Origin of the sequence: Bdellovibrio svalbardensis (genome assembly GCF_029531655.1) — a bacterium.
Taxonomy (GTDB): domain Bacteria; phylum Bdellovibrionota; class Bdellovibrionia; order Bdellovibrionales; family Bdellovibrionaceae; genus Bdellovibrio; species Bdellovibrio svalbardensis.
In genome coordinates this window covers 52,918-64,460 of record NZ_JANRMI010000005.1, presented here as the reverse complement: position 1 = coordinate 64,460, position 11,543 = coordinate 52,918, and the positions used below count along the sequence as shown (strand labels likewise).

Genomic DNA, 11,543 nt, shown 5'->3' with positions numbered 1-11,543 from the left:
CGTTATTAATTACTCTGACGTTTTCTTTGCAAGCCTAACTTGGACTGCAGGATCTGATTGCGGCGAACATAGTCGCGCAGGATACAAGCTCGGTCTTGGTAGGGAAGCTTGAAAAGTTCTTTTGAGAAGGCCGGTGTTGGTCTGCCTTCTTGGAAGATCGGACGACCGTAAACTCCCGTGCACGGAGTGAGATCTAAATCAGAAGTCCAACGGCTGGAGCCGAGTAGATAAAAACACAGAGTGAACTTCATTTCGTAGTTTGCGCCGCCAGGGCCTTCGCCGTATCTCTTGATTGCGTTGTCTAAATCCTGAAGAGTCATCTGCAGGGGCGTTGCAAAGAAGTTGATGAATGGATCTATAGAGCGCTGAATTGTCGCTTGAGCACTCAAAGATTTACGACGCAAAATTTCCAATGAATCAGAACCATAATAAGAATAGAGTTCCTGAACATAGTCATTCGCTGCCAGGGCCTGTAGTGGCAAGTCCCCACGCTCCATCAAAAGATTTTCGAGCTGCTGGCGAAGTGCGAACTGCGCGCGATTTTGCAAATACTGAGTTCCTGAAGACAAATGAGCGCTCGTGAAGATATTATTACGGGCCTCTTGCGGGGACAGTTGACCTTGCTCGACGGCCTTCATGTTGTCCAAAACACTGGAAAGTTCTTGCACGATTTCATTTTTAAAATCCGGGGCGAATTTCATGACTGAAGGTAAGCGCAAGAAATCAATGATTCGTTGTAAAGCCGTGTAAGGTGAAAGACGAAGCTTGTCGCCGCCAGTTTTAGCAAGGGCCTCTTCGAAGACCAGGCGCAAATCTTCACCTAAGACAGAGGCCGCTTCCGTATCGAAACGTTGTTTCGCGATATCGTACCAGGCGTTGAATTTTGGCTGAACGCTGTCGATATTGATATCTACATTGATACCTTCTTTTTCCAATAAAGAAAGATCAATCTGGGAGAAGGTAAGGCCTTGGTAAGTGCTTCTTAATTGCAAATAACGACTGCGATCAATTCCCAATAAATAGAAGGGCACATAGTCCGGAGAATAAATCACACACAAGGGATTTGAGTTGTGGGCATTGGGGTTGTCATAGCAGAAGGAGGAACTGAGGTCTGCGATGAAGTCTTTAAGAATTCCGAAGCGAACTGGTACTGAGGAAGCCTGCGAGAACAAAGGACGATATTTACCCAGATAACCCGTCAGGCGGCGAGGAGTTTGCTGCAAGAGCTGGCGTTTTATTTCAAACTGCTCAATTTTGTCAGCATCTTCAGGGCTGGAGACATTGCCAGCGCCAGAACGCAAACGCTCCAGCCAGTCGATGAATGTTGGCAGCTCCCGGCGAGCTAAGCGAATTCCGCCCCAAACTTGATCCTGCTTCAAGGTCGCGCCGGCTTTGGCAATCACGTCCAAAGTATTTTGTGTGTCTTTGGCTGCGCAATAAATTTGATTCATTTTTTCAAGGGCGCACGTCAAGGCGATGGGATTCATCGCTTGTGTGAAGGCGCTGACTTTGTTGCGGTCTGCTGCGCGTTTGAAGAAATCAAGAACACCGCCGATCATTTGCAAACCCGCACCCATGCCTAAGGCAACTGTTGAGGCCGGCGAAACCATGGCGGCGCTATATCCAACAGCACTGCCCATGCCGACGATCTGCTGCAGTAGATCGGGCTTATTGCCCCAACAAGTTTGATTGGCCAGAGCTTGCTCCAGCGCCAAGTTGGTTGCCGTGACCAAGGTGCGAATCGCTTCATTCTTGCGGTAAGTGCGATCACGTTCCAAAGAAGCCAGCTTTTCGCCTTCGGCTCCGGCCAATTCGACTTGAATAGATTGAAGCTGGGATTTTAAATCCGCACGTGACGCCGCATCTGTCTCAGTTGCCAAGAGCAGAAGAATCTCTTCCTTCTGTTTTTTATACTTCAAAAGATTTTTCATCGACTCGTTATAAGAGTCTTCATTGCCCGCAGGCCAAATGCTGGAAGCTTGCAAGTGCGATGCTTGAAGAGTTGAAACAACACCTACTAAAGAGCGACATTCGGGCGCATTCGATGCCGCTGTCATCACATCACCCAGTGAGCGTACCACCGAAAGGGCATCAGAAGCTGAGCCGCCGGTGAGGCTGCATCCTGGTCCAAAAGATTCAGTCAGGCGCGAAACGACCTCAGCGTCGTTCGCACTCCATTTTTCTGAAGAGCCCAGGATGCCTGCATAGGAAGTCGTGCTTTGTAAAAAAAGTACAACGAGTAATGAAGTCGTAAGTTTCATTCAAGATCCCCTTTAGTTAAGGGGACTAAATAAGGGATATGAAGATGAATCAATAGTAATCGTTATTGACTATGTGTGGCAGTGTTTAAAACCGCTCTGGTGGCTGTGGGTACCGAAAAATGCAGCAACTGTCTGGAGAAAAATTGACTGATATGGAAAAAATGATGAGAGCAGGCGTGAGGGCAAAAAAAAGTGCCTACGAGGAATCATCATTGATAACTCGTAAGCTAAGGGGAATGAAACCAATCCTTGTATGTATTGATACCTTCCATATGCACACCTCTGATTCCTCAGGTGACTCATGACCTTTGGCAACTGGCTGGCATGTCGATAAAGACGAAGCCCCTGTAGTTTTGCGCCCCAACATTTCTGCTGGTTTGCCTTGAGGCAAAGGAAGGATCTAAATCCTAACGAGTATAACCCTAGGAACCTCCTCTGAGTTATCTAATCAGATCCAACCTGTCTGAAAATTTTTAGAGAGGCACAGACGCAAAGCCTCTTGGTAGTAATCCTGGTGACGCGTCGTCACTTTGGTGGTTCATCATGATGGTCGTGGATACGGTTCTTCATCACTGTCCTCCTTAGCTGGCCCTAAAGCATTCACCTACACCGCTTACACTCCAACTTGCGTTGGAGTAAGTAGGTCTCACGAGCCATCGTGGTTTCAACTCTTTTAGGATGCTCGACCAAAGTTTTATTTTCAAGGGGGCGACTAAAGATTCTCAATTTATATCAAAAATGCGTTTCGCCCTGAGAAATCGGCGATGCCAGCGCAGAAAAGCATGTGAAATTTGTTTTAAGTTGAGTCGCAGAAAGTGGCGGCGTATGGTTTCTTTCATGGAAAAAATCGAACTTGCGCCATTGAATAAACCACTTTTACGCGGACATTTTCATCAAGCGGCTTTTTTTATTGCTGTTGGTGCATGCGCGATGTTGATTTCACTCAGCCCGAATTCGCAAAGTCTGATTGCGACCGTGATTTACTCGTTGAGCTTGTGTGGATTGTTTGGTGTGAGTGCTCTTTATCATCGTCCGCAATGGAGTCCCAATGCGCGCATGTGGATGCGAAGGCTAGATCACTCCGCGATTTTTATTTTAATCGCGGGGACGAGCACTCCTATATGTATGCTGGCTATTCCGAGTGAGGGTGGAAATAAGCTGCTGGCGATTATTTGGATTGCCGCAGCTATTGGTGTGATGCAGTCCTTGTTTTGGGTGAAAGCCCCAAAATGGTTGGCAGCTATTTTGTATATCATTATGGGTTGGTTGGCGGCGCCATATATGCCCGAGATGAAAAATGCTTTGGGTATGACCAGCGTGATGTTGATTTTGGTCGGAGGAATTATCTACACTCTGGGCGCCGTGGTCTATGCGACAAAGAAGCCCGATCCTTCACCCAAGTATTTTGGTTATCATGAGATCTTTCATGTCTTAGTGATAGTAGCGGCCGCACTTCACTTTGTGGTGATAGCGGCCCTTGTCCGTTCATGAAAGGTTGTTGATTTTCTATTTGAAGAAATAGGCAGATTCCCATTTGCGGCTTAACTTGCCGCGAGTTTTAGGGTTTGCATCCTCAGCAAAGAAACTCTTGATTCTATTGTCCAGACGTTGGATTTCGAAGGCTGTTTTGTCGGCACGAATGGACATTTCCTCTGCCGCCTCATTGAGAATATTTAAATTCGAATGGGCCTTGGCGGCTCTGGGATCAGCTATGGATATATTGCTGATCACTTCACTGACTTGATTCTGGTTGTAGTTGGCAATTTCAGAAAGATCTTCTGTCAGTCCTTGGATGCGCTCATTGAGATTTTGAATTTCTATCAGCGAGTCGGCCAGTTTATTTGTGAAAAATAATGCAAATCCAATATGAACAATCAGGCTGAAACAGGCCATCACCGCACTCGTGACGACAACAAAGTTTAAGATCGCATCCTTATCTGCAAGATCTTTAAGGCCATGATATTGCTGAGTAAAGAATACCAACCACAGTAAGTAGCCAGTGAGTGGAATGGAAGTCCCAATGATAATAGGGGTTTTCGAATTCTTTAACATAACGTGCCTCTTTCAAAATTGAATTTTGCAAAGCATAGCCTGATAAAAAATGAAAGTGACTCAACAGAAGTATTTTGGTGATTTGCGATCAGATTGGTTCGAATTCGTGCGGAAGTTTTGTATCTGAGACGTATCGCACGAGTCTTTATGGTACAAAAAAAGCCGAGTTCTTGAGACTCGGCTTTTTTTAAACAAACTAATTTGTGATTTTTTTAAGGAAGAATCTCGCGAATTTTATCAGCGATTTTCATGAATGCCTGCGCTTCAGCGCCGCTCGAGTTGGCTTCGACGATAGGAATTCCAGCTTCGCAAGCAAGTCCGACAGAAGGGTTGAAGGGGACTTCGCCCAATTTGGCGATGCCTTGAGATTCTGCATAAGAATCAATTTCCCCCTTAGGGAAAAGTTGCATCTTTTCGCCGTTCACAGGGTTGATCATGTAAGCCATATTTTCCACCATGCCCAACAAAGGCACGCTCACACGATGGAACATGTCGACCGCTTTCTTAACGTCAACCAGAGCCACGTTTTGCGGAGTCGACACAAGTACCGCTCCTGCGACTGGAACTTTTTGCGCAAGCGTCAGCTGAATATCGCCAGTGCCTGGAGGCAAGTCGATAACCAGATAGTCCAATTCACCCCAGTTCACATCGCGAAGGAATTGATCCATCGCTTTGAACAACATCGGACCGCGCCAAACAACAGCAGAGTTTTCCTCAATCAAAAAACCGATACTCATCAGTTTGATTCCATAGCGGACAATCGGCTCTAATTGATTGGTGTCGGGATTGATTTGTGGTTTTTGAGACAATGAACCTAACATGCGAGGAATACTCGGGCCGTAAATATCGGCATCCAAAAGGCCGACTTTGCCCTTGCGACCCAAAGCCATGGCTAAATTTGTGGCAACGGTGCTTTTGCCGACGCCACCTTTACCCGAACTTACAGCAATAATATGTTTCACTCCGGGAATGGGGGTCTGTTTATCAAATGGATTTGGGGCTGCCATATAGAGGACTCCTTGCTAATTTTCGTCTGACAACGAATAATAGAACTTAGATGAATAGCCAAGAATTATTGACAGTGAATGTAGTGGGAGCCGGGGCTTTCATCCTGTGGTACGTATTAGCTCGAGGTGGCGGTAAACGCCCTACGCGGCTCGATATGAATGCCAAGGATAGCGCACCGCCGCTTATCACGAAAACAGCCGCTCTTGATTCTGCGCCAGAATCGAAACCAGAGTTGAAATCTGAGGCGGACCGAGCGCCAGCGGCGCCCATAGTTCATCCTGACTTGGTGGGGCGAAAAGCAAAATCATTAAATGTCATGTTTATCTATAATGGACACTCTTGGGATGCCTATGAGGTTCTGGGGGTCCCTGCCGGGGCTTCTATCAAAACGGTTACGGATGCCTATCAGACGGCGCTTCGTCGTTGTGACACGCAGTCGGTGGAGTTTTTAGAAACGGCCTATAAGGCTATTTTGAATAAAGGCAGCTAAATCCACTGTTCAGGCTATTGCGGTTCTGACTGTGCTCCCAAAGAAATTGCTCCTTGGTATCGTCAAAGATCAAAGTATCTTCATTCGAAGAGCTAACACCATTCTGAATCGACGTTTCGGATTTGCGCACATAACGCTCTTTGGTTTCCACTTGAGTCATAACCTTGAGACCGCTCTCGCTTACAACACGCAGTCCGCGGTTCACATGACAAAACTTTTCAGTTGGAAGTTCTTTGCTGCCTGTACGAGGGTTTAAAACAAAGCCCGCACATTGTTCAAACCAAATAACTGAAGTCGGGCAGCCTTGAGTGCCATTCACCAGGAAGTAGTTACCTTCTCGTGAGGCCGCGGAAGTTGTCGGAGCATGCGATGAGAGGTCCAATGAAGATTCAGAATTTTTAAATTCGAACTTCAAGGCGATAAAGGTCAAAATGAGACAGGCCAAGAAAAATTTCATTGATGACTTCTCCTGCAGAAGTACAAAGCAAACTTTATGCGCAGGAAGAAATCTTAAACCCGGCCTTAGACGCAGCTGAGAGAGTCATTCTCACTCTGAAACGTCAAGGGCCCCGGGGGCTGACGGAAAAGGTCAGTTGTTTGCAACCTTCGGAAGTTCTTCTTTCTGTCCAAATGCGGAGGCGAGACCGAAGATTGCTTCCACGCTGCTGGATAGGGTATTTACCGAGGACACAATGACTTCGGAATTTTCCTGCAACGAGACCACTTCGTGATGAATGGTGCTGGTGGAATTGCGAAGGAGCTGGATGAATTTATTCATAGCTTCCAGGTAGTGTATAAAGGCACCTTTGATTTCATCCGTCCGTGCGGACTCAACGGCTCCGATTTGCCGAACCACTTCCAGGCCTGTGACGAATTTGTGCACTTCGGAAACTTCGTAAGAAATATCGCTAAGACTTGCAAGCAATGAGGAGGCTTCCTTGGATAGATCTGAAGCGTATTTGCGGAAAAGGTTTGAAAAGTTCTCGCGGTTTTCCGCCATTTCGGCGAAAGCATTTTCAGATGTTTGAAGTTTGGCGATAGACTCTTTGACAAAGAAATCCACCATCAGCATTTGCGCATTAAGAGCCGCAATCTGTAAGGTGCATTTCTGAATAGCCTGGGCCAGGGTCTTGATGAATTCTGACAAGCCACTAAGGTGATCTTCGATCTGGTCTGATACACTGGAAAACTCTTTGGAGACGACCCCCAAGCTGGAAGCAACGTCACCAAATTTTGCCGCGGCAATGGTCATATTCAAAGAGATGAATTTGAGCTGATGGAAGCCATCGCCCAAAGTCTCCATCGTCTGAGTAAAGGTTCGATTGGAATTTTGAAAGCCTTTGACCCGCATGAAAAAGTCATTCAGTTGTGCGGAGGCGGCATCGGTAATCTGTGTGATCTGGGAAAGTTCAGAGCGCCCCTCTCTGCGATCAGCCAGGCTGGAGGTGTTGGCGGCAAGGGCCCGCAATTGTTTGGCCTGGATTTCTCGTGAGTTCAATTCTTCCACAGCTGCATGAATCATGAATGATTCATAGTCTGAAAAGCCTGCTTTGCTAATCAGGTTCATAAGAAGTTTTTCAGAGGTTTCCAGATCGTCTTGTGTCTTCTCAAAATTTGAAACTTCAGAGTAGATATCTTGAACGCTTTTGAAAAGAGCTGATGAGGGTTTAAAACGTATTGATAGATAGCCATCATTTAACGGAAACGCCAAAGCAAAAACCCAGTAATAGTTGCCATTACCGGCCATGTTTTTCACATAAGCGCAGATGGGTTTGTCTTTTTTCAGAGTGTCCCAGAAAATTTTGAAAACACTTGCTGGCATGTCGGGGTGGCGAACAATGCTGTGGGGGGCATTCAGAAGAGTTTCTTTTGGATAGACACTGACCCGCACGAACACGTCATTGCCGAAGCGGATAACGCCGCGTTTGTCTGTGACCGAAAAGAAGAGTTCGTTAAAATCAAAAGGACTTTCAGTCAGATTTGCAGTTGGCTTTTTCATAAGCAATATTAGCTCATGAGTGTGTGGGATTAGACACTCTAGAAATGACCTTTTTCGAAAAGACTAGTGGAAGGTGACGTATGAAAAACCAGTGAAAATGAGTATCCTCTTAATTGAGAAAAAATTCCATGAGAGTTGGTCATATTGCCCCCTCTAATCAAGTCATAGGATGAGTCCTTGCCAAATGGCCACAAGCTTTATATCCAGTGGGCATGAAAAAGAACCTTGTATTTACCATTCTAAGTTTGTTCCTAGGCCTTCAAAGTCATGCGGCGGTTTTGCACTTCTACAGCAACCCCCGAGTGCCTCAGCCACTTTTTCATGTGACCTTGGAATACAAGTCCTTTGTGTATGAGGCCGATACGCGTGAAGGCGGTCGTCGCTTGCCAGTGGGACAGGATGTTCATGGGCCCGCTGATATCAACATTGAAATTCCAGATGCCTTGGTAAACGAAGAGGCTCTTGCAGCACAGATGGGTTTGCCTTTTGATTATAATTTTATCTGGGACAACAACAAGACTTATTGCTCAAAGTTGGTGGGGAAGGCGTTGAATATTTCTCCACAGCCAATGAGTTTTGAAGGCACTCATTACTTGAAATACTATCCGAAGTGGGCCGAGCGCCATGATCCAGGTTTATCACCGGATCAGATTTATGAGTTCGGCCTTAAGCATGCCGTTCGTGTCAGCCGCCGTGCTCTCTAGTTTTTACGGCGGTTCTGTTACCTTTTGTTAGAAGTTCTTTCAGTAGCTTTTCATTAAAACTCATAAGTTGAAGTTTGTTTAAGAGCGTCTTATTCATGGCGCTTCTAAACCAACGAAAGAGGAACTTATGAGATTACTTACTCTGACCGCTTTGATGATTGTTTCATTCCAGGCGGCTCAAGCTGACAGCATTAAATGGCTAGGTCAATTCCCTAAGGAACAAGCGCAACCGGTGGTTGAGTTGTTTAACTCTGAGTACGCTCAAGAGGCGGGATTCACGGTCGAGTATTCTTCATCGGATGCGGACGTGAATGAACTTCTGGCGGGTGTCGACAACAAGAAGGCAGATTTGGTTCATTTGAAGGACGCAGATCTATTGAACATTGTTTCTGTGAAGGGTTTGACGACAGATCTGAATGCAGACACTTTGACGATTCTTCCAAATCATCTGCGCGATACGAGCAACCAATGGGCCGGCCTTTTAAAACGTGCCCGTATCATCTATTACAATTCAGATTATGTTTCTGCGGCAGATGTTCAGACCTATGAATCTCTTGGTGACGCGAAATTCATCGACAAACTTTGCCTTCGTCAGAAGAAAGCTCAATACACTATGAGCTTTAATGCATTCCTATTAGGTTCATGGGGTGTAGAGAAAACAACTCGCGTGTTGAATGCATGGGCTGTTAACAGCGAAACAATCCCATTGATTGAAAAGGATCTTGAGGGAGTTATTCAAACTGTTGAAAGCGGCAACTGCTGGGTGGGAGTGGCTAACACTTACTACTTCATGAGACATCTTAAGGCTGTCCCTAACACAAAAATCGTGGCAGTTATGCCGAATCAAAACGATATTGGCGCCCATGTGAATGTCGACGGCATCACAATCCTGAAGTCTTCAGGCAAGCAGGCTCAAGCTCAGGTTTTTGCTAAATGGTTGTTGTCAGAGAAAGCTCAGGCAACCTTAAGCCAAATCACTGACAAGTTTCCGGCAAATCCAAAGGTGATCTCTTCGTCATTGCAGAAAACTTTTGGGCCTTTTAAGGAAAACACCACTTTTGATCTGAGTCGCATCACGGGATTGAAAGCAGAAGCTCTGGAAATCGCAACGGATGCGGGGCTTCAGTAGTATTCTCGTACAGTCGCCCTCAAAAAAAGAAACCCACAGTTCAAAGCTGTGGGTTTTTGCGTTTTTGAAAGGGATGCCGGGTCTAGTGTGCCTTATTGGACGCAGGCTCTTTGTATTCAGGGGTCAGCTTGCCTCGGTGGCACATGTAGCAAGTCGCTTCCGGCCCCTTTTTTCCGTCGAAGCCGTTATCTTTCAGCATTTGCGTGATTTTTAAGTGCTCCCGGCTAACCTTGAAGGACTTTTTCTCATCACTCGCGAAATTTTGGACATTATGGCAGGCGGTGCAGGTCACCCCGAGTTCCCGGGATATAGTCACCATTTGTTCGCGGATCTTTTCTTCTTTTGTAACGAACTTGGTGACCGACTCAGCCCCGCTGGAGGTGGTCATCAAAAGAAGGCTGATACAGAGGGAAATTGCGTTTAAAGTGCGCTGCATAAATACTAGCTTCCTAGACACCTCGCCAGAGATCAAGCTCGAGATGCGGAAGCCCTGGAAATCTTGACTGCATCTGGACCGAAGTGTAATTTTCTAGAGTGTTTTTCAGACAGATGGAGCCAGTAAATGAAAATTAAGCATTGTGAAGATCTCAATACTCTTGTCAGCCTCAGTAAACGTCGTGGCTTTGTATTCCAATCTAGTGAGATCTACGGTGGTCTTGGTAGCTGCTGGGATTACGGTCCTTTGGGCTCTTTGATGAAATTGAATGTGAAGCGCGCTTGGTGGAATGCCATGACCCGCAGACCTGACATTGTGGGACTGGATGCTGCAATTTTGATGCATCCAACGGTGTGGAAAGCTTCGGGTCACGTGGATGGTTTTTCGGATCCATTGGTGGACTGTAAAGACTGTAAAACTCGCTTCCGTGCGGATAACACAGACTCTTATCTTCAGCATAAGAAATGCCCTAACTGCGGCAGCAAAAACCTGTCTGAAGAAAGAAACTTCAATTTGATGTTCAAAACTCATATGGGCCCGTTGGAGGATTCAGCGAGCGTGGTCTATTTGCGTCCTGAAACGGCACAAGGTCACTTTGTGAATTTCTTGAACTGCCAACAGTCTTCTCGTTATAAAATTCCATTTGGTATCGCGGCGATTGGTAAATCATTCCGCAATGAGATCACTCCAGGGAACTTTATCTTTAGAACACGTGAGTTCGAACAGATGGAAATGCAGTATTTCGTGAAACCAGGGACTGATGAAGGCTTCTTCAATCAGTGGAAAGAAACGCGTTGGAATTTCTATATCAAATACGGCATCAAGAAAGAAAACTTGCGCTTCCACGATCATGAAAAACTGGCGCATTACGCTCGTGCAGCGACAGATTTCGAATACAAGTTCCCAATGGGCTTCTCTGAGTTGGAAGGTATTCATAACCGTTCAGACTTCGACTTGACTCAACATATGAAGTTCTCTGGCAAGAGCCTTGAATACTTCGATGAAGCGAACAAGGAAAAGTATATCCCTTACGTTATTGAAACCGCGGTGGGTTGCGATCGTCTGTTCTTGGCGTTCTTGTGTGATGCTTATCGCGAAGAAATTACGACAGATGAAGCGGGTAAAGAGGACGTGCGTATTGTCTTGGGTCTTCACCCGGAAATTGCTCCTTACAAAGTTGCTATCTTGCCTTTGTCTAAAAAAGAAGAGCTGACTTCAATTGCCGACAAGCTTCGTAATCAAGTTGCTGAAGATTTCGATGTGACTTATGACGAAACGGCTTCGATTGGTAAACGCTACCGTCGTCAAGATGAGATAGGAACTCCATTCTGCGTGACGGTCGATTTCGAAACTATCAACGATCAGGCCGTGACAGTTCGTCACCGTGATACGATGGTTCAAGAGCGCATTCCAATGTCTCAGTTGAATGCTTATGTCGCTGGGAAAATGAAGTCGTTCTAGTTC

At 46.0% G+C, this 11,543-nt stretch carries 11 protein-coding genes and 1 riboswitch; of the genes, 5 read left to right on the top strand and 6 right to left on the bottom strand.

Features of this window, described 5'->3' with window-relative positions; translation table 11 throughout:
• Positions 1–5: 5 nt before the first annotated feature.
• A complete protein-coding gene (locus NWE73_RS15975; RefSeq protein ID WP_277579357.1) occupies positions 6–2,261 on the bottom strand; it encodes a hypothetical protein in 2,256 nt (751 codons plus the stop codon).
• 307 nt (positions 2,262–2,568) lie between these two features.
• A riboswitch (cyclic di-GMP riboswitch) is annotated at positions 2,569–2,653 on the bottom strand.
• A gap of 433 nt (positions 2,654–3,086) precedes the next feature.
• Here NWE73_RS15975 and trhA point away from each other — a divergent pair.
• Positions 3,087–3,752 (top strand): PAQR family membrane homeostasis protein TrhA, encoded by a 666-nt coding sequence (gene trhA / locus NWE73_RS15970; protein WP_277579356.1) that lies wholly within the window; start codon positions 3,087–3,089, stop codon positions 3,750–3,752.
• Between the two features lie 15 nt (positions 3,753–3,767).
• Here trhA and NWE73_RS15965 read toward each other — a convergent pair whose 3' ends face one another.
• Together NWE73_RS15965 and NWE73_RS15960 are read right to left on the bottom strand one after the other, a co-directional pair.
• The gene (locus tag NWE73_RS15965; RefSeq protein ID WP_277579355.1) at positions 3,768–4,313 is read right to left on the bottom strand and encodes a hypothetical protein; all 546 of its coding nucleotides are present in this window, start codon (positions 4,311–4,313) and stop codon (positions 3,768–3,770) included.
• Between the two features lie 212 nt (positions 4,314–4,525).
• Positions 4,526–5,320: an Mrp/NBP35 family ATP-binding protein gene (locus NWE73_RS15960; RefSeq protein ID WP_277579354.1), complete on the bottom strand. Its 795-nt coding sequence runs from the start codon at positions 5,318–5,320 to the stop codon at positions 4,526–4,528.
• A gap of 50 nt (positions 5,321–5,370) precedes the next feature.
• Here NWE73_RS15960 and NWE73_RS15955 point away from each other — a divergent pair, with 50 nt between their 5' ends.
• Positions 5,371–5,811, top strand: coding sequence for a hypothetical protein (locus NWE73_RS15955; RefSeq protein WP_277579353.1), 441 nt, complete (start codon positions 5,371–5,373; stop codon positions 5,809–5,811).
• Here NWE73_RS15955 and NWE73_RS15950 read toward each other — a convergent pair.
• Entirely contained in the window at positions 5,789–6,268 is a 480-nt protein-coding gene (locus NWE73_RS15950; protein ID WP_277579352.1) for a hypothetical protein, read from the bottom strand. The two genes, NWE73_RS15955 and NWE73_RS15950, sit on opposite strands and share 23 nt — an antisense overlap.
• Before the next feature lie 132 nt (positions 6,269–6,400).
• Positions 6,401–7,810, bottom strand: a complete 1,410-nt coding sequence (locus NWE73_RS15945) for a PAS domain-containing protein (RefSeq protein WP_277579351.1) — start codon at positions 7,808–7,810, stop codon at positions 6,401–6,403.
• Positions 7,811–8,022: 212 nt separating this feature from the next.
• Here NWE73_RS15945 and NWE73_RS15940 point away from each other — a divergent pair, with 212 nt between their 5' ends.
• On the top strand, positions 8,023–8,514 hold the full coding sequence (locus NWE73_RS15940; protein ID WP_277579350.1) for a YiiX/YebB-like N1pC/P60 family cysteine hydrolase: 492 nt from the start codon (positions 8,023–8,025) through the stop codon (positions 8,512–8,514).
• A gap of 127 nt (positions 8,515–8,641) precedes the next feature.
• Complete coding sequence (locus NWE73_RS15935) at positions 8,642–9,643, top strand: extracellular solute-binding protein (RefSeq protein ID WP_277579349.1); 1,002 nt, start codon at positions 8,642–8,644, stop codon at positions 9,641–9,643.
• A gap of 82 nt (positions 9,644–9,725) precedes the next feature.
• On the opposite strand, the gene NWE73_RS15930 is transcribed toward NWE73_RS15935, so the two are convergent.
• Complete coding sequence (locus NWE73_RS15930) at positions 9,726–10,079, bottom strand: photosynthetic reaction center cytochrome c subunit family protein (RefSeq protein ID WP_277579348.1); 354 nt, start codon at positions 10,077–10,079, stop codon at positions 9,726–9,728.
• Between the two features lie 126 nt (positions 10,080–10,205).
• Here NWE73_RS15930 and NWE73_RS15925 point away from each other — a divergent pair, with 126 nt between their 5' ends.
• Positions 10,206–11,540 (top strand): glycine--tRNA ligase, encoded by a 1,335-nt coding sequence (locus tag NWE73_RS15925; RefSeq protein WP_277579347.1) that lies wholly within the window; start codon positions 10,206–10,208, stop codon positions 11,538–11,540.
• Positions 11,541–11,543 lie beyond the last annotated feature (3 nt).